This window comes from Sunxiuqinia sp. sy24, from assembly GCF_052677165.1.
This window is the reverse complement of the sequence record NZ_JBQYLH010000006.1, coordinates 50,027-68,955: the sequence shown is the minus strand read 5'-3', so window position 1 is coordinate 68,955 and position 18,929 is coordinate 50,027. Positions and strand designations below refer to the sequence as shown.

Sequence of the window (18,929 nt, the reverse complement as noted above, 5' to 3'; positions counted from 1 at the left end):
ACATGAATTTATAGCGGTTTTTTTTAATATATTCGGATAATTAAAAAAAGAAAGATATGGCAAACTTAGAAACCACATATATGGGGTTAAAATTGAAAAACCCTATTGTTGTAGCCAGTTCGGGCTTAACCAATACTGTCGACAAGATTAAAGCGCTGGAAGAGGCGGGTGCTGGAGCGGTGGTACTAAAATCAATTTTTGAGGAGCAAATTAACAGCGAGGTTAGTCATCTTATCAATAAAGATCCTCAAAACTTATATCCGGAAGCCGAAGATTACATCTGGAATTATACGCGCAATAATTCCATTACCGGTCACCTGGAATTGGTTAAAGAGGCAAAAAGTGCAGTTTCTATTCCAATCATTGCCAGCATCAATTGCATTACAGCCAAAGAGTGGACCAGTTTTGCTCAGGACTTTCAAAAGGCGGGTGCCGATGCTTTGGAGTTAAACCTGTTTGTGGTTCCGACCGATCGTCACCAATCGGGAGAAGAAATTGAGCAATTGTATATTGATATACTTAATAAAGTGAAAAAAGAGGTAAGTATTCCGGTCTCGGTCAAAATTGGGTTCTATTTTTCAAACCTGGTTTCGATGGCTGAAAAACTGAAGGCGAACGGTGCGGCTGCTGTAACCATGTTTAACCGTTTTTACGAGCCAGACATCAACTTGGAGAAGCTCGAGCTTTCTGCTTCCGACGTTTTTAGCGATCCTTCGGATATCCGTCGTTCGCTGCGGTGGGTAGGCTTGGTAAGCGCAGCGCTTCCTAAACTTGAAATAGCGGCTTCAACCGGAATTCACGATGGCGCTGCTGTTGCCAAGCAATTGTTGGCGGGGGCCCAGGTAACGCAGGTGTGCTCAGTTGTTTATATTCAGGGTGCCCAGGTAATTAACGGTATTTTGAATGATCTCGAAGCTTTTATGGATAAGTGGAATTTCGAAACCATCGATTCGTTTAGAGGCCGCTTGTCGTATGCCCGAATTAAAGATCCGATGATGTATGAACGTTCGCAGTTTATGAAATATTTCTCTTCCAGAAACTAGAGGCCAGAGCCTGAATGCTCCACTCCGGTTTTATATAACGAACAACTAACTTATCTCCGATGACCAGGACATCATTATAACATCTGTTTTATGAAAAGGAATGTGCTGGTCATTGGATTTGTTTTTTGCAGCCAATTGCTATTGGCCCAACCCGAAATCAGTTCCATTGATTTGCCGCCGGTTGATTATTGCAGCGAACCTGTCGAATTTGGGGAGCGCATTCGCATTGAAGGCGATGCCGTGGAGGATGGACTGAAAGTTTCAATCTCAAACTACATCCAAGGAGAAGATCAGCTGAGTCTGGATGAAACCGCCAACATTTCCGGGCGATGGGATTCCGAGCTTGGGACACTTTTCTTGACTGGAGCAGCCACGGCAGCAGCGTACGAGGAGGCCATCCAACGCATTGCTTATACCAATCTTGCAGATTCGCCCACCAATGGCACACGATCCATTGCCATTACCTTACAGGATGCCGATTACTTACCTGCCACAGGGCATTTCTATCAATACATCAGCAGTCCCGGGATCTCCTGGATCGATGCCAAGCTTGCGGCAGAAGGCAAAAGATATCACAACTTAAAGGGGTATTTGGCAACAATCAAATCGAAGGCGGAAAATGATTTTATCTGGACCAAAGTGCAGGGAGTTGGTTGGATTGGTGCCAGTGATGCACAGGATGAGGGGGACTGGCGTTGGGTGACCGGTCCTGCTGCCGACAGAACCTTGTTTTGGAGAGGTAATTACAATGGTGGGGCTGTTAATGGTGAGTATTCGTTTTGGAGTTCGGGGGAGCCTAACAACCTGGGAGATGAGGACTATGCCCACATCAATCAAAATCCAGCTCATGCTGATAAGTCATGGAATGACCTACCGGATGAAGGTGGTTCCGGATATTACTTTCCGCAAGGCTATATTGTTGAGTTTGGAGGGATGGAAGGCGATTCGGAGATCAGCTTGTCAGCTGCCTTGGAGATCAATGTTTGGAACATTCAATTTGATACGGATACGGTAAAAACCATTTGTGAAAACGAAGAAGTTCGCTTGAATCATGATTTTATAGGTTCTTATGAATGGTTTCCCAAAACCGGACTGGACGATCCAAACAGTTCCAATCCGATTGCCCGACCGATGGAAACAATGGTTTACAAGGTAGTTTCAAGGAATGGTGTTTGTTCGGATTCTGCTTATTTTAGGGTGATTGTGAATCCTGTTCCGGTTGTGGATTTTGAAGGAGACCGGAATATTTGCATGGGAGACAGCACCGAATTGGATGCAGGCAGTCATGCTCTTTATGCGTGGAGTACCGGCATTGATCAGCAGGTATTTTTTACTTCAGAAGCCGGAGTTTATCAAGTGCGGGTTGAGAATGAGTTTGCCTGCTCAACCACGGAGGAGGTGAAGGTGACGGTGCATGCCTATCCCAAAATAGACCTGACGGATACTGATACCTTATTCTGCGATTCAAAAACTGGAGCAATAACAGTTGCTCTGGATAAAGGGCAGTTGGCCTGGCAGCCATTGAATTCAGCCTTGGATTTTTCAGATAGCAACACCCTTTCACAAGCTAATGTTACGGATTGGGGATCTTATAAAACCTACCTGACGGCAACAGACCAATACGGTTGTGTGACCAAAGATTCGTTGAACCTGAGTTTTTACAAAACGCCAACGACCGATTTCAGCATTGATGAATCGGAATGTTATGGTTACAACCTGGATGTTGCTTATATGGGTGATGGGACATTGGATGCAAACTACTCCTGGTTTTTCTCAGATTCCATTTACGCTAGAGGGATTGGATTAACCGAGGTTGCTGTTGCCTTGGGCTTTGACCGGGGCGATAACCGGAAGTTGGGACTGATGGTGAATGAAGGAGGCTGCCTGAGTGATACTTTATGGGAGCACATCAAAGTCATTCCAAATATTGAAATCAGTGTGGTGGATGACGAAGGGTGCGAGCCTTTTCATGCTGAATTTTCAGCCCAAACGAGTGAGCCGGTTTCGGAGGTTTTATGGTCCTTTGGCGACGGAGGTTCAAGCCAGGAGCAAGCCCCGGACTATACCTATACCGGGGATGGTTTTTATGATGTGGGCTTGCGAATTGTTTCGGAGGAAGGCTGCGAAAATTATGGCTTAATGGAGGACTTCATCAAAGTAAGGCCGGTGCCAACCGTACAGACGAATCTTGATCCGGATTCCTGTTTTCCGCACCAGCTTCTGGTTCGGTATACCGGAACTGCCAACTCGCAGGATACTTATCATTGGGATTTATCGGCTCTGGAGGCGGAAGAGGTTTTACAGGATCCGGGGACGGGGCAGGGGCCTTTTCAGCTAAAGTTGAATCAGCCACAGGCCAGCCTCGGACTTCAGATAACTACTGAGTTTGGCTGTGAAAGTGAGCTTCGGAATTTTAGGGTTAAGCGAAAACCCTGGGTTCAATTGTCGGCTGATGTGCTGGATGGTTGTTCGCCTTTGGAGGTGAACTTTCAGGCATTGCCGATGGATACCATGGATGAGTTGAGCTATTCCTGGAATTTTGATCAGGGGCAGGAAACGGCTTCTGGTCCGGCCAAATTGGCGAATACGTTTCATACATCCGATCAGCAGTTTGCGGTGTTTGCTATAGCCCGGTCATCGTTAACCGGATGTGTGGACACCACTTGGCAGCAGAATCCAATCCGGGTTTATTCAAAGCCACTTGCCGCTTTTAGTGCGAGTCCGAATGAAGTTAGCATTGTAGAACCGCTTGTTCATTTTGAAAATGAAAGTGAAGGAGCAAGTCGATACGCGTGGGATTTTGGCGACGATGCAGGAACTTCCGCTGAATTTGAGCCTGCATACAGTTACGCCGGACTGGGATGGTTTGAGGTGGAGCTGATTGCTGAAAATGAATTTTTCTGTGCCGATACGGCCATTCAGAGAGTGTTGGTAGCTCCCGATCAGATTTTTGCACCCAATGCTTTTAGTCCGAACAGTTCAAGTGTTGAAAATCAGGTGTTCTTACTCAAGCATGATGGCGTTGAGGAAGCCGGTTACCACATGCAGATTTTTAATCGGTGGGGAGAACGGATTTTTGAAGCTAAGGATGAGTTTGTGGGCTGGGATGGCACTATGAAAAATGGTCAGGCTGCACCAACCGGGGTTTACACCTGGGTGTTGGCTTATCAGGATTTTCTGGGGGAAAGTCATCGGCAAGCCGGGACGGTCACTTTAGTTTATTAGGTTGAGTTTGGCTGTAAATACTCTTTTCTATTCAGCAAGGTTCTTTTAAAGCGATGGAATCAGCAAGGCACCACGACTGCTGTGTTTTTCTCCAATAAAAAATGTGAGCGAGAACTCATGCGACCCATTCGAGTAATTGGATAAGCTGGATAAGGTGTAGTCGTAGCTGTAGCCTATTTTAAACCGCTCTTTCATAACGCCTACCATTAGGATTAAGGCATCGGGTTGTACGCCCAGGTTTTGCCGGTACCATACTCCGCCGGCCAGCGACTGTTCCAGCATGTAAAGGCCCAGGTTGATTTGTTTGAATGTCCCCTGCTGCTGATAAATAAGGTTGGGTGAAAGCGTAAACTCGCGCGACAACAACCCGCGATGTAGCTTGTGTGTTCTTGATCCGGCATGTAACGTAATTTTTAGGGGCAATTTCCCTTTTTGGTCTCCCGTAAAGAGAGATTCGTCAGGTTGTGTTAAATGCATCAGGCTGAATCCAAAAAAGAAAGTATCGTATTGCCCCAGGGCTCCAAAGCCAAAATCAGGATAGAGCTTGCTTGCATTTTCAGGTTGCTCCATGGTTCCCGGAAAAGTAATTCCGGTAAGCTGATCAATCATATCCGGGAAAATGAGCCGGCCATAATCCAGTTTCTTATAGCTTATTCCAAGCTGAAGTCCGGCGTCAATAAATAGTCGTTTATTAACTTTAATGTGATGTGAGTAAAATAGATAGCCCGAAGAAGTTTCGATTAGTCCATTGAGCTCGGTGCTATTCTGAAACTGGACGCCTAAACCTCCTTTCATTTCTTTGATATATTGATCGTAGGACAAGCTGTAATTGATGTAAGTTGCTCCTTTTTGAGGCCATTGGTTTCGGTAGTTCATAACTAAACGAGGAGCAGCTGAAGTGCCGGTTAATCCGGGGTTTAAGTAAAGAGGATTGGCATAAAATTGTGAATACTCCGCATCTTGCCCGCTAGTCAGGATGAAATTGCTAAGGAATAGCAAGAGAAAAAGAGCCTTTTTCACGCAGAATTCAGATTAGGGTTGTCCATTTTTCACGAATAGTAAAAGTAATATTAAAGTTCGAAAATTGCAGTATTGAGAGCAGAGGGTGTTGAATAACAGGAAATCCAGCTTATAAACTTCGGAAGAGAGCCGGAACCGGAACGGCGTGGCGTTTTAGCTTCGGCAAAATCACGCGTAGGCTGATGTTGTGCATCGGATCTTGAAGGCCTTGAGGAGTTTTTAGAAGAGAGCTCAGGTAAGAGACTTTTAGAACCTTGAAATCATACCCAAGCTGAAGTGAGAAATGGCTTTGGCCGGTGTCTAACTTAGGAAGGAACCCAATACCGGCTTCAAGTTGTTTGCGCAGGACAGTGACTTCAGTTAAAAGTTGGGTGAATTCATTACCATAATGTAAAACTACTCACGGTCGGATCAGATAGCGGCGCGATAACAAGCCCTGCTGATACCAGGTGAGAATCGTTTCAGCATGTAACAGAACATGCCAAAGGAGTTCATCATACTTCTCGTTGGCCGGATTTTTTTATAGGATCGTCCTATTTTTCCTGCCAGTCCTATCGATCCAAGATAATTGGAAAGTAAGACGCCTGCGCCGGCAACAAGTTCCGTAGTTCGAAAGAAACTATTTTCACGTATTGAATCCTGTTCGGACAAACGGTTGGAGTTGATCATATAATCAGCGAGGAATAGAACGGGATCTTTCAAGGGGTGATGAATCCCCAGGGTAAAGGATGGGGTGAAAAATCGGCGATAAGCTGAGGGGATAAATTTGGCAGCAGAAAGTTCCAGAATGGGAACATAGTTCTGCTGTATGTGATCTCGCCGGATGTCTCCAATAAACCCTAAGGCCAAACTTCTTTTCTTTACAAAAAAATCATGACTGATAAACTTCTGATACGATTTGGTATTTTGCCGTAAGGAGGTATAAACGGAAGCCAAAAGCCGATCTCCTCCCGTCGATCCGGCATAGGATGGATTTAACAGGATGGGTGTTGAATAATATTGGATAGCACTAAAATCTTGAGCAGCAGCAGTCAACCCTGAAGTAATGAAAACGAGAAAGGCAAGAACAAACCTGAATGTTTTCATGGGTTTTTTGTTTGAAATTGACTGTTTGTTATGGAATCTGACTAAAGGAAGGCCTTGGCGTTGCCTTCCGTATCTAAATTGTTATTTTGCGGCGTCTCGCTTTGACGAAATCGAATTGCTAAGAGCCAAAGGGAAAATAAGGGTCAATTTAAATGCTAACAGTTCCTAAAGCTTTTTAGTAAGCTTGTGGCTCAATTCCTCGCTCAAAAGCGGGAAGAAAATGCAACAAGTCATGCATTAGCTCTTTCTTTTGCTCATTGGTTTCAAGGATCGCTTCTTTCAGTTTGCCACTTTCTTTTTCAAGCATTTCTTTTGAAATTTTCCCCGACATGTTGGTAATCACCGTGTAAGCTTCAAAAGCGATCATCAGGTCATGCTCAATCACCAGGTTGATGAACAGTGATAGGTGCATGCTGAAATCCAGCCCATTTTCCCAACAGGCAGAAACTAACTGCTGGAGTTCGTTGTTGTACTTTTTGTTTTCGATGGCTTGGATCAGAAAGGGAACTGCTTCTGTTTGTTTGATTTCGGCAAGAAGCATATGTACCTGTGTTTTTATTTCAGGATCAGACGTTGTATGTAGCAACTCAACTAAAGTGGGGATGTAGTTGACATTTCCACTCTCTTTCAAGTCGGCAATGGCTCGAATGGCAGTTTGGGCATCGGTCGAGTTTAGCCGTTCAACGGTGCGAGCACTAATCTTTTGTGATTTTTCTGTTGTCATGAACTTTAACTTTAAGTTGCAAATTTAATATTTCCTAAAGAATAAAGGGAATGGAGGCATACCTGATTTGTTGAATTGAATCAGTACATTTGCAGCCAATTTTTTTTATGGACAAAACAAGAGAGTTGGGCGAAGGCAGCATCCCTCGTCTGATGGTAAAATATTTTATACCTGCTTTTATCGGGGTGTTTGTGAATGCCTTGTACAATATTGTTGACCGGATTTTTATTGGTCAGGGGGTGAGTGCTGTGGCGTTGAGTGCCGTTTCAGTTATTTTTCCGGTGATGCTGATTGTGATGGCTTTTGGTATGTTGATTGGGATTGGTGCCGGCGTGTTGGTATCCATTAATATGGGGCGCCGGGATGTGGATAAAGCTGAACGGGTTCTGGGGAATAGCTTTATCATGATGATTCTGGTTTCCGGAGTGATAATGGCTATTGGCTTTCTGATTAAAAGACCCATGTTGGAGCTTTTTGGCGCTACCGCGGAAACGATTGAATATGCAAATGATTATCTGAATATTATTTTGCTATCCACCGTTTTTCAGGTTGTGGGTTTCTCGTTGAACAATGTCATCCGAAGTGAAGGGAATGCAAAAATAGCGATGTATTCCATGCTTTTAAGTGCGGGCATCAACATAATCCTCGATCCTATTTTTATTTTTGGTTTCGATATGGGGGTGAAAGGGGCGGCCTATGCTACGATGATTTCATTGATTGCTTTAACCGTGTGGGTGCTTTCGCATTTTATGAGCAACCGCTCTATCGTCAAGTTGCGGCCTCAGTATTTTCGATTGGAGCTTCCGATTATCAATGAAGTTTTAGCCATTGGAATGGCGCCTTTTTTTATGCAGACTGCTAACTCGGCGGTTCAGGCCTTAATTAATACCAAGCTGATTCGGTTTGGCGGTGATTTGGCTGTTGGTGCGATGGGGATTATCAATTCTGTTGTTACGTTAATTGTGATGTCTATTGTGGCCATCAACATGGCTACTCAGCCCATCATTGGCTTTAACTACGGTGCAAATGCCGGAGGTAGGGTGAAAGAAACTTTACGCTTGGCGATGATTGCATCGACTGTTATCTCCATTATTGCGTTCATCTTGGTTCAGTCTATCCCCGAACTTATTGTTGGGCTGTTTAACTCTTCCGATCCGCAGCTATTGGCTATTGGTAAGCAAGGGCTTCGGCTTTCTATGCTGGCGCTCCCGGTTGTGGGGTTTCAAGTGGTGGCTGGTAACTTTTTTCAATCGGTAGGAAAAGCCAAAATTGCCACTTTGCTAACTTTGTTGAGGCAGGTGATTGTATTGATTCCGCTGTTGTTTGTTCTTCCAAATTTTCTGGAGTTAAATGGAATCTGGATTTCTATGCCCATTTCTGATACTTGTTCGGCTTTGATTGTCACCTATTTCATTTCGCGTGAGTGGAAGAAGCTTGATTAACGCAGTTTAACGTTCATCGTTTTTTGGGTGTTCCCGGTACCTTATTTCAAGACGTTATTTGAGAGGGAAGTGGTAAGTGGTAAGTGGTAAGTGGTAAGTGGTAAGTGGTAAGTGGTAAGTGGGGTCAGATCGGCTTGAAAAAAAGAATCCGGATACTTGAAAGTGATTTTCATGTGTCCGGATTCTTTTTTAATCTATTTAGAGACCTTAAATGGTAATCTGCTCCAGCCTTTTAGTAAATGCTTCCAGATCGCTGAAAACATCTTTCTTCATTTCCTGAAGTTTGGCTTCATACTTTTTGAAAAATTCCTGATAGTAGCTGATTCCGTCTTTTAGGTTTGCCTGAAATTTCCGTAAGTAAACCAATTGCTTATCATCTTGTTCTGCACGAGCTTCTTGCAGCTTGTTTTCGAGGTACTCAACATACATCTTTAACTCTTTCAGAAAAAGATTGGGACGCTTGGTGTCTTTTAACAAGTTGATTCTTCCATAGATGTGGTCAACCATCTCTTTTAGCGAAACGACTTTTTTGAAATAGGCAATGTTGGGGCCGGGACAGATGCTCACGCCGTTGCGATCGCTATCGGTTTTAAGACCATTGGCCAGGTAAGTCGAGTTGGTCAGTCCTTCGCAAAGGCATTCTTTCTCTGTAAGCTTACTTTTCCTGGCTTGTTTTTGCTCAGGTGTCAGATCCGACTCATCCACTTCTTTCAGTTTCTTGCGAAGGTATTGTTTTGATGCTGTACAAATAGGCACTTCGGTATATTCTGTGTTGAATACCAGGTACTTCTTGGTGCATGGGAACCCCGGTTTTCCTTCTTTCAGGTAGTTTTGGATGGCTTGCTGTTGGCTTGCTCCGCGCACATTGTTGAAATGCACTCCTAATGGAGAGGCATCGCTCAGGTACAAGTCATCTTCGTCAGCATTCTTTAACAGCTCCAGGCTTTTTTCGTCAATATTACAGGCTTCAGGAACAAGCATAAAAGGGCTACCCCATCCAACACTGTCCAATTGGTACTCTTCCAGTAGCAGTTGGTGTTCTTCATGGGTTCCAACACCTCCTTGAGCAGTAATTTTTACTTCGGGAGTCTGATCCAGTTCTTTTAGTCCTTTATCTTTCAGTCCTGCTTGGTAAACGCTAAAGGTTGAATCGATCAACTCCTGACGTTTGTCCTTGAATTCTTGCATGATTGGTCCAAGCAAATAACCTTGGGTTGCAAAGGCGTGTCCTCCACAGTTTAAGCCCGACTCGATACGGTATTCCGAAATCCAGATACCTTTTTTAGCCAGGAAACGTCCCTGAACCATTGCTGAACGAAAATCACTGACTTTCAGGGTGATTTTCTTGCGTAGCTGTCCTTGCTCATCAGGATAGAAATCACTGAAATTTTCGAGGTAGCTGTATAGTCTGGGATTCATACCTGCCGAAAGCACTAAGGATGAGCTCAAATTGCTGGTAGCAAATCCGCGCAAGGCAGCGTGAGCGTCATTGAATTCAGAGGGGAGTTTTTCGTGGTTTTCGAAGTTCGCTTTATCCAGCTTAGTCATGATGTTTACATCAATATTACCTGGCTTTAACGTGTTGTGCAACCAGCTTTTCACATCCTGAAGATTCGTGTTTTCAAGCAAATGGTTGAATTTTTCGCGAATCTGTGTGGAGTTCGGAAGCAATTCGAAATATTTTTCAAGTTCACTTTCCTTCTTGTGGAAATTCTCCACCACTTCTTCAAGCTTTTCGTTCACCAGCTTGTCAACTAAATTCAGGTATGCGGCAATGCGTTTTGCCCGAAAGTCTTCGACTTTGGTAGTGATGGTTTGATACGGAATATCGAACTTTTTACTATAGAGTTCGCGCATCTTTTCCATTAAAATATCATCAACTAAGGAAATAACAGATGATATCCCCAGGTGTGCCACCCGAACGGGGGTGTCTATGGTGTATCCCAGCCCCATGACCGGAATACTAAAGGTATGCCTATTTAAATTCATTAGATTTTTTTTGAGGGAAATGCAATCTTAAGTTTTGACATTCTGATGTTTAAGCTTTGATGCAGGATCCCATAATTCACTCTTTTGTCACCCGTAAAGATACAGATTTTTATCTCGTTTGAAAGAAAAAATCGGTATTAGACAAGCTTCAGGTTATATCAGTTTTTCGGCTAAAGCCTTCGCGGTAAATGAATTTGATGTTTTGATTAAATCTTCCGGCGTTCCTTCAAATAAAATATGGCCGCCATTTTTACCTCCTTCGGGCCCCAAATCGATGATCCAATCAGCTGATTTAATAATTTCCAAATTGTGTTCAATGATCAGAATGCTGTGTCCTCTTGAAATGAGCGCATTGAAGGAGTCCATCAGTTTCTTAATGTCATGAAAATGAAGTCCTGTGGTTGGTTCGTCGAAGATAAACAGCGAAGGAGAATCTTTTTCTTTTGACAGGAATGCGGCCAATTTTACCCGCTGGCTTTCTCCGCCCGATAGTGTTGAGGAGCTTTGACCGAGCTTTACATAGCCCAGACCAACATCTTGCAGCGGTTGTAGCTTTTTCCCGATCTTTTTCTCTGTATTGCCTTTACAGGAATTGAAGAATTCGATAGACTGGTTGACAGTCATCTCCAAGATATCGTGAATATTTTTGCCGTGTAGTTGAATCTCCAGTATTTCGTCTTTGAATCGTTTGCCATGGCAACTTTCGCATTGCAAATGAATGTCGGCCATGAACTGCATCTCCACTTTTATTTCTCCTTCGCCTTGGCATTCTTCGCAGCGTCCGCCATCGACATTAAATGAGAAGTGCGATGGTTTGAATCCTTGGTATTTTGAAGCCTGTTGCTCGGCAAATAACTTTCGTATTTCATCATAGGCTTTCAGGTAGGTTACAGGGTTTGAGCGTGATGATTTTCCAATTGGATTTTGATCGACAAATTCGACCGACGTTAAGCGGTTGAAATCACCTTTGATGGTGTCATGTTGGCCAGTCTTTTCTCCATATACTCCAAACAGCTTAGCAACAGCTGGGTAAAGAATGCGGCTGACTAAAGTCGATTTTCCGGAGCCACTGACTCCAGTGACCACTGTCATGGTGTTGAGTGGAAATTTGACGGTGACGTTTTTTAGATTGTTCTCGCGGGCTCCTTTTATTTCGATGAAATTGTTCCATTTCCGCCGTCGCTCGGGCAGTTCAATTTTTTTGGTGCCATTCAGGTAGTCGGCTGTCAGACTGTTTTTGGCCTTCACTAGTTGTTTGTGGTTGCCCTGAAAAACCAGCTGACCGCCATGTACGCCAGCTTCGGGGCCAATGTCGATAATTTCATCAGCAGCCCGGATAATTTCTTCATCGTGCTCAACAACCAAGACGGTATTGCCAATTTTTTGGAGCTTTCGTAAAACATTGATTAGTCGCTCCGTGTCTTTTGGGTGCAGGCCAATGCTGGGTTCATCCAGAATATAGAGTGACCCAACAAGGCTTGATCCTAAGGAAGTGGCCAGGTTAATGCGTTGCGACTCGCCTCCGGAAAGTGTGGATGACAGGCGGTTCAGCGTGAGGTAGCCCAGTCCTACATCATCAAGAAAATCCAGTCGGTTACTGATTTCAATCAGAATTCGCTTTGCTATTTGCTGCTCATGTTCTTTAATTTCCAGCTCGTCGAAGAATGGTTTCAATTCGTTTACCGGCAGTAAAACCAAATCTTGAATGGAGTGACCTCCGACTTTGACATAACTGGCTTCCTTTTTTAAGCGTGTTCCACGGCAGTCTGTGCAGTTTGTTTTTCCACGGTAGCGCGAAAGCATGACGCGGTATTGAATTTTATAGCTTTTTGATTCCAGCATTTTAAAGAAGGCATTTAAGCCTTCAAAATAGCTGTTGCCTGTCCAAAGCAATTCGCGTTGCTCATCATTCAGCTCATAATAGGGTTTGTGTATGGGAAAACTGAAGCTAGCCGCATGTTGAATGAGTTCATGCTTCCACTTCTGCATGCTTTCACCTTTCCAGCAGGCTACTGCATCCTGGTAAATGGAAAGCGATTTGTCCGGAATGACCAGGTCTTCATCAATGCCGATTACTTTGCCATAGCCTTCGCAGGTAGGACAGGCTCCAACGGGATTATTGAAGCTAAAGAGGTGCTCTGTGGGTTCTTCAAATTCAATCCCATCGGCTTCAAACAAATTAGAGAATACATGCTCAGTCTCCTGATTGCCCTGATAGGTTTTGATGATGGTTGTTCCATGTCCTTCAAAAAAGGCCGTTTCCACCGAATCAGCCATTCGACTTACGTTATCTTCGTCCTGGCTGGCTTGCAAGCGGTCAATGACAATGTTGCACTTGCCGGAGCAAAAATCTGCCTCTTTATTAGCAACTAATTGATCGATTCGCTTAATTCCCTCTGGGGTTTCAATTCTTGAGAACCCTTGTTGAAGTAAAAGCTCGGCTTCTTCCAGAACGGTGCGGTCATTTTTTGCTGTTAGAGGCGAGCAAATGAGCACACGGGTGTCGGATGGATAAGAGCAAATGTAGTTAACCACATCGGTTGCCCGGTGGCGTTTGACCTCCTGTCCTGAAACGGGTGAAATCGTTTGGCCTATCCGCGCATACAATAGTTTTAGGTAATCGTAAATCTCAGTTGATGTGCCTACTGTTGATCGCGGATTTCGGGTGTTAACTTTTTGTTCGATCGCAATGGCAGGGGGAATACCCTTAATAAAATCGACCTCCGGCTTGTTGATCCGACCAAGAAACTGCCGGGCATAAGAGGAGAGGCTTTCCACATAGCGACGCTGTCCTTCAGCGTAAAGGGTGTCGAAGGCCAAGGATGATTTCCCAGAGCCAGAAAGGCCTGTAATGACCATAAGTTTGTTTCGGGGAATCTTGATTTCCACATTTTGAAGGTTGTGAACTCGAGCGCCTTTAATATGTATTTCTTGTGTTGTTTTTTTTATCTCTGCCATCAACGTATCTTTTTTTGCCGGGAATAAATTTGTTTTTTAAGCAAAAAACCATCATTTTTACCACGTGCAAAATTAGCAAATTGTTTTACTCACACCTAAAATAGATCGCCTATAGAAGAATTTTACTTTTGTTTATCGATATAATATAAATAGAAAGTAATGTTCAATACAGATACGTTGAACGACAATCAGCTCGTTCAGAATTTCATAGACGGTGATCAACTGGCTCTCGAAGAGCTTGTCCGGCGACATAAGAACAGGGTTTTTACTTACGTCGTTTTAATTGTTAAAAATCATCAACTTGCAGAGGATATATTTCAGGACACCTTTATCAAGGTTATCCGTTCGTTGAAAACCGGTAAATATACCGAGAACGGAAAATTTGTTTCATGGGTGCTGCGCATTGCCCATAACCTCATCATCGATCACTTCAGGAAGGAAAAATTGTTGAATACAACATCGAATGATGATACCGAAATCGACCTTTTCAATTCACAAAAGTACTCCGATGAAAATATAGAGGATAAGCTGGTGTATGATCAAATTACCGAAGATGTGCGGAAGCTAATTGATTTGTTGCCGGAAGATCAGCGTCAGGTTATTATGATGCGACATTATATGGGGCTGAGCTTTAAGGAGATTTCGAAACAGACGGATGTGAGTATCAATACTGCCTTGGGGCGTATGCGTTATGCGCTGATTAATCTGCGGAAACTAATTGAAAAAAATAAACTTCATCTGACAAAAATTTAAGTCCTGGTCAGACAATAAACGATCTTCAAAGGCGTTTTCTATTCGAATCTTAAAATGAAACGAAATGCCTATGAAGAAGAGTTTTACCTTATCTTATTTTATTCATGATTTTACTATTGATGGGTTTGCACCTCGGGAAATGACAACAAATAGCCTGATGGGAAGCGATGAGCTTCAGCCGGTGAATGAACAGTCATTTACTCCATCTGAAAAATCAGTTCAGAAGGTTTTGAACTTCTCCAGATCATACGATGTTTTAAACTCGTGCTTAATGACAAATATTGAGTTTATTAAGAACTAACAGTGAGGTAAGTATGGTTGTAAAGCATCTTGACAAAGATGCTTTTTTTATGTAGCTTAGTGATATCAGAATAATATCAATTTAATCTTTAAGCTATGGAAAAGAATTATCATGCTGTATCTGGCTATGTTTTTGTTTTTGTAGAGTTTTTTGTTTTTGCTCTCATTATTCTGGGCTTTATGCGAGGAATGGCTATTCCTGCAGCCGTTCTAATTGTTGTTTTTATCTTTTTAGCAGTCGGTTTTACCATTGTAAATCCCAATGAAAGTGCCGTGTTGGTTTTGTTTGGCGATTACCGTGGTACCGTCAAAAAGAACGGTTTTTGTTGGGTAAATCCCTTTTTTACAAAGCGAAAAATATCACTTCGTGCCCGCAACCTGGATAGCGAGCCGATCAAAGTGAATGATCAGATTGGTAATCCTGTTATGATCGGTGTAGTGCTCGTATGGCGTGTAAATAATACATTCAAGGCCGCTTTTGACGTCAATGATTTTGAGCATTTTGTAACGATTCAGACAGAAGCGGCTATTCGGAAATTGGCTGGACTTTATCCCTATGACAATTTTGAAGATCATGAAGCCGAAATTACTTTGCGTAGCGGGGGCGAGGAGGTCAATGAGGAACTTGAAAAAGAAGTGACTGAACGGCTTGCTATTGCTGGCATTGAAGTGATGGAGGCCCGGATTAATTATTTGGCTTATGCACAGGAGATTGCTCAGGCTATGTTGAAGCGTCAGCAGGCTACCGCTATTGTTGCCGCCCGATTTAAGATTGTTGAAGGAGCCGTTGGTATGGTGGAAATGGCTTTAGAGGAATTGGGGCAGAAAGGAATTGTTGAGCTGGACGAGGAAAAGAAAGCGACCATGGTAAGCAACCTGATGGTTGTGCTTTGTGGCGATAAGGAAGCTACTCCGGTGGTCAATACCGGTTCTATTTATTGATAGCGATAACTCAAAGGAAGGGGATTTAACATGAGAAAGCAAGATTTATTCGACCAATTTCAGTTGGACAAAATGAGGAATGATCCTGAAAATTATATTTGGGGCGTTTTTTATTTCAATCGAAAAGATTACCGCACGATTTTACCCAAGCGAAACAAGCTTTTGGGGTGGACTTTGAATTTTGCCAGGGTCGAAGCCTATTTGATTTTGCTGTTAATTGTAGCCGTGTCCTATTGGGTGTCGAGATTCTAGCTCGATGGGATCGGTTGTTTTCTAATAATACGGGAGGATAGGATGAGTATGGGAAAGAAAAAATCATTTGTATTACGTTTAGATCCGGAGGATTATGCTGCGCTTGAACGTTGGGCGAGCGATGATTTCCGTAGCATAAATGGTCAGTTGGAATGGCTCATAAATGAAGCATTAAAAGAGGCAGGCCGAAAGCCCGATAATGAGTCAGAGAAAAAGTAAAGTCATCCGTCAGCTTTTGATTGAAATGCCACAAGTTCGTTTTATTAATCGTTAATTTATATACCCCATGAGAAAAGTTTATGTTTGTCCGAAATGTAGTGGTAAAAAGGCCGAAATCGACGAAATTAGAACGACAGGTTCAGGTTTTACTAAGTTTTTCAATATTCAAAACAGACGTTTTACGGTAGTTTCTTGTGCCGCTTGCGGATATACCGAGTTTTACAAAGGCGTTCGATCATCCGGAGCGAGCAGTGTGTTGGATTTTATAACCAATTAGTTTTTTCTTCATTTTTTATGAGCTGATATAGGCGCTTTAGACGCGTTTCACCTGAGGCTGATTTTTTTTCTCTCAAGGCCTGAAGGCGTATTATTGACTTTGTTTTGTGCATGATCACTGCCTAAAGGAATATTGTACAACATTTTTTGAGGGAAACAGGTTTTCTAATTCGTGTATTATCAGTATATTAAAAAATAGAAAAATTGAAGTGTTTATCCTAGCATGAAAATAGGATATGATTTGTTGAAGCATGCGAATATTAATATATATATTTATACCAGCATGTGATTTAACTCTAACTACAGACTTAAAACCGGATGTTTAAAGAAGCGGAAATAAATGATTGTGTAAATTGTGGATTAACCTGCTGCTTGAATTGCTTGCCTGAAGCAGAGTCCAGTATCTTCGAGTGCCTTTCGAAAGAAGATATGGATTACCTGATGACTAGCCGCAGAAATGTCGTGTTTAATCCAGGGGAAACAATTATCAAGCAAAATACATCGACCACTCACTTTGTTTGCATGAAAAAAGGCTTGGCCAAGGTGGTTGCTGAAGGGAGTAATGGTAAAAATGTCATCATGCGGCTCATTTCTACCCATAACCTGGTAACCGCCGGAGGTGTAATTAGTGATGATATTCGGCATTTCACGGTTACTGCGCTAACAACTGTTGAATGTTGTTTTATTGATTCTAGTCGGTTAAATACACTACTTGCCCGCAACAGTCGTTTTGCTTATGAACTTCTGAAATATAATAATAAGCAAAGCATTCAGATGTTAAATACCTTGATTGGGTTAACCCAGAAATATATGCCCGGCCGAGTGGCAGACACCCTCCTGTATTTAAAGAATGAAATATATCAGGCAAATCCTTTTCAATATAAGCTAAGCAAGCAGGAATTTGCAGAAATGTCGGGGATGACCAAAGAGAGCTTCATTCGGAATATGAAAGAGTTAGAGGTCTCTGGAATCATTATACAACGACGTAATGAAATTGAGATTTTGAATGAGCTGGAGCTGATAAAGATCAGCAAAAATGGCTAATTGACATATGTCAATTTTTCCCTCGAAATATATCACTCCTCAGGTCTGAGGATTTAGTACTTTCAATTATACTTTTATACTCAAACTAAAGAATTGGAAGAAATTCCAGATTACATGAATGTACTAAATTTTAAGCGTATGAAACTTAGAGAAATAACCAAGTTATTGTTTGTTGCCTCGCTCGTATTGTTACTTATTCCGGCGTGTGTAAAAGAAGGACCTCAGGGACTTGCTGGTGTCGATGGTGAAGATGGCCTTGATGGTGCCGATGGTGCCGATGGACATGTTACCTGTCTGGTATGCCATGGAGGAGAGAATATTGAAGCGATTCAAGGACAATTTGCAATGTCAGTTCACAAAAGTGGTGTAAATGCAGTTGCTTATGCCGGAGCCAGAGCCGATTGTGCTCAATGTCACTCACATGAAGGTTTTGTCCAGTTTGCCGAATTTGGTGAAGTGTTTGGTGCTATTACTAGCCCTAACGCATGGGAGTGTGGAACTTGCCACGGCTTGCATAATTCTTTCGAGTCGGGAGATTATGCTCTTCGCCTGAGTGATCCTGTTAATCCAATCTTTGATGAGACAGTGACGATGGATCTCATGGGAAATAGCAATTTATGTGCGAATTGTCACCAGTCACGTCGTCCGGAGCCGTCGATTGATAAACCTGGCGACACTTACAAAATTACAAGTACCCATTATGGACCACACCACGGAGCTCAGGCTAATGTTGTTGCCGGTGTTGGCTTTGCCGAAATCGAAGGATCAACTTCGTATCCTGACGCAGGATCCAACCTACACCTTGCTCAAGCCTCTTGCGTTGGTTGTCATATGGGAGAATTTGCAGATGGACAGGGAGGTCACTCCTGGAATCCAAGTGTGAATGCCTGTAATGAATGCCATGAAGCAGATGAGACTGACTTTAACTATGGTGGCGTTCAGACCGATATTCACGATAAGTTGATTGAATTGAGAGACTTGTTGATTGCTCGCGGAGTTGTATCTGGAGATGACCAGGCTGGTTATGGTCCTGTTGTTGGGACTTATCCAATGATCGAAGCTCGTGCCTTCTTTAATTGGGCTGGATTGGAAGAAGATCGTAGTTTAGGTGTTCACAATCCTAAATATGTTAGAGCTTTGTTGAATAATACGATTGAAGCTTTAGAGACAGCAGTACCTGCTAACTAAAAAATACTCAATTTTAAGAAAAAAGCTTCTTATCAAAACAGAAGCTTTTTTCTTATCATGATAAGCTAAACACCACGCAAAATGAAAAAAATTAAATTATTCCTGATTATTGCAGTTCTGGGCTTAGCAATTAGTGCATGTGAGTATGATTTTATTGCCCAGGAAGAACTTCCCGATATCCCTGTGGATGAAGATGTAAGTTTTTCCGAAGTGATTCTCCCTATTTTTACTTCACGTTGTGCTGAATGTCATAAATCTGGCGGACAAGCCCCTGATTTAACTGCAGCTAATGCTTATCAAAGCATTAATAAGGCTAAATATATTGATACTGCTAACCCCGAAGCAAGCTTGATCTATTCCTATGTGGCACCCGGAGCATCAACGCACGGGCACAGACAATACACAGCAGCTCAGGCTCAGTATCTGTTAGTTTGGATCGAGCAAGGAGCAAAAAATAATTAGTGAAAA

The 18,929-nt window shown here is 42.8% G+C and carries 17 protein-coding genes; 12 read left to right on the top strand and 5 right to left on the bottom strand.

Annotated elements, in window-relative coordinates:
* Positions 1–56 precede the first annotated feature (56 nt).
* Both ACUNWA_RS07130 and ACUNWA_RS07125 read left to right on the top strand, forming a co-directional pair.
* The gene (locus ACUNWA_RS07130) at positions 57–1,043 is read left to right on the top strand and encodes a dihydroorotate dehydrogenase-like protein (protein ID WP_445591202.1); all 987 of its coding nucleotides are present in this window, start codon (positions 57–59) and stop codon (positions 1,041–1,043) included.
* Between the two features lie 90 nt (positions 1,044–1,133).
* Positions 1,134–4,268: a PKD domain-containing protein gene (locus ACUNWA_RS07125; RefSeq protein WP_445591201.1), complete on the top strand. Its 3,135-nt coding sequence runs from the start codon at positions 1,134–1,136 to the stop codon at positions 4,266–4,268.
* Positions 4,269–4,313: 45 nt separating this feature from the next.
* Here ACUNWA_RS07125 and ACUNWA_RS07120 read toward each other — a convergent pair whose 3' ends face one another.
* From ACUNWA_RS07120 to ACUNWA_RS07110, 3 genes are all read right to left on the bottom strand, one after another.
* Positions 4,314–5,288: a PorP/SprF family type IX secretion system membrane protein gene (locus ACUNWA_RS07120; RefSeq protein WP_445591200.1), complete on the bottom strand. Its 975-nt coding sequence runs from the start codon at positions 5,286–5,288 to the stop codon at positions 4,314–4,316.
* Positions 5,289–5,699: 411 nt separating this feature from the next.
* Positions 5,700–6,374, bottom strand: a complete 675-nt coding sequence (locus ACUNWA_RS07115; RefSeq protein ID WP_445591199.1) for a hypothetical protein — start codon at positions 6,372–6,374, stop codon at positions 5,700–5,702.
* Between the two features lie 175 nt (positions 6,375–6,549).
* A complete protein-coding gene (locus ACUNWA_RS07110; RefSeq protein ID WP_445591198.1) occupies positions 6,550–7,098 on the bottom strand; it encodes a HEAT repeat domain-containing protein in 549 nt (182 codons plus the stop codon).
* Positions 7,099–7,205: 107 nt separating this feature from the next.
* On the opposite strand from ACUNWA_RS07110, the gene ACUNWA_RS07105 reads away from it, so the two are divergent.
* The gene (locus ACUNWA_RS07105) at positions 7,206–8,540 is read left to right on the top strand and encodes an MATE family efflux transporter (RefSeq protein WP_445591197.1); all 1,335 of its coding nucleotides are present in this window, start codon (positions 7,206–7,208) and stop codon (positions 8,538–8,540) included.
* Between the two features lie 207 nt (positions 8,541–8,747).
* On the opposite strand, the gene ACUNWA_RS07100 is transcribed toward ACUNWA_RS07105, so the two are convergent.
* Both ACUNWA_RS07100 and uvrA read right to left on the bottom strand, forming a co-directional pair.
* On the bottom strand, positions 8,748–10,529 hold the full coding sequence (locus ACUNWA_RS07100) for a hypothetical protein (RefSeq protein WP_445591196.1): 1,782 nt from the start codon (positions 10,527–10,529) through the stop codon (positions 8,748–8,750).
* A gap of 153 nt (positions 10,530–10,682) precedes the next feature.
* Positions 10,683–13,487, bottom strand: a complete 2,805-nt coding sequence (gene uvrA, locus ACUNWA_RS07095; protein WP_445591195.1) for an excinuclease ABC subunit UvrA — start codon at positions 13,485–13,487, stop codon at positions 10,683–10,685.
* A 159-nt stretch (positions 13,488–13,646) separates the two neighbouring features.
* Between uvrA and ACUNWA_RS07090 the strand changes: the two genes are divergently transcribed.
* The 9 genes from ACUNWA_RS07090 to ACUNWA_RS07050 all read left to right on the top strand — a co-directional run bounded on the left by ACUNWA_RS07090 (position 13,647) and on the right by ACUNWA_RS07050 (position 18,923).
* The gene (locus ACUNWA_RS07090; protein ID WP_445591194.1) at positions 13,647–14,240 is read left to right on the top strand and encodes an RNA polymerase sigma factor; all 594 of its coding nucleotides are present in this window, start codon (positions 13,647–13,649) and stop codon (positions 14,238–14,240) included.
* A 70-nt stretch (positions 14,241–14,310) separates the two neighbouring features.
* Positions 14,311–14,541 (top strand): hypothetical protein, encoded by a 231-nt coding sequence (locus tag ACUNWA_RS07085; RefSeq protein ID WP_445591193.1) that lies wholly within the window; start codon positions 14,311–14,313, stop codon positions 14,539–14,541.
* A 95-nt stretch (positions 14,542–14,636) separates the two neighbouring features.
* On the top strand, positions 14,637–15,482 hold the full coding sequence (locus ACUNWA_RS07080) for an SPFH domain-containing protein (RefSeq protein WP_445591192.1): 846 nt from the start codon (positions 14,637–14,639) through the stop codon (positions 15,480–15,482).
* A 30-nt stretch (positions 15,483–15,512) separates the two neighbouring features.
* Positions 15,513–15,734, top strand: a complete 222-nt coding sequence (locus ACUNWA_RS07075) for a hypothetical protein (RefSeq protein WP_445591191.1) — start codon at positions 15,513–15,515, stop codon at positions 15,732–15,734.
* Positions 15,735–15,782: 48 nt separating this feature from the next.
* Positions 15,783–15,953, top strand: a complete 171-nt coding sequence (locus ACUNWA_RS07070; protein ID WP_445591190.1) for a hypothetical protein — start codon at positions 15,783–15,785, stop codon at positions 15,951–15,953.
* Positions 15,954–16,020: 67 nt separating this feature from the next.
* Positions 16,021–16,230 (top strand): zinc ribbon domain-containing protein, encoded by a 210-nt coding sequence (locus ACUNWA_RS07065; protein WP_445591189.1) that lies wholly within the window; start codon positions 16,021–16,023, stop codon positions 16,228–16,230.
* A gap of 380 nt (positions 16,231–16,610) precedes the next feature.
* A complete protein-coding gene (locus tag ACUNWA_RS07060; RefSeq protein ID WP_445591188.1) occupies positions 16,611–17,273 on the top strand; it encodes a Crp/Fnr family transcriptional regulator in 663 nt (220 codons plus the stop codon).
* A 138-nt stretch (positions 17,274–17,411) separates the two neighbouring features.
* Positions 17,412–18,461: a multiheme c-type cytochrome gene (locus tag ACUNWA_RS07055; protein WP_445591187.1), complete on the top strand. Its 1,050-nt coding sequence runs from the start codon at positions 17,412–17,414 to the stop codon at positions 18,459–18,461.
* 81 nt (positions 18,462–18,542) lie between these two features.
* A complete protein-coding gene (locus ACUNWA_RS07050; protein WP_445591186.1) occupies positions 18,543–18,923 on the top strand; it encodes a hypothetical protein in 381 nt (126 codons plus the stop codon).
* Positions 18,924–18,929: the final 6 nt, after the last annotated feature.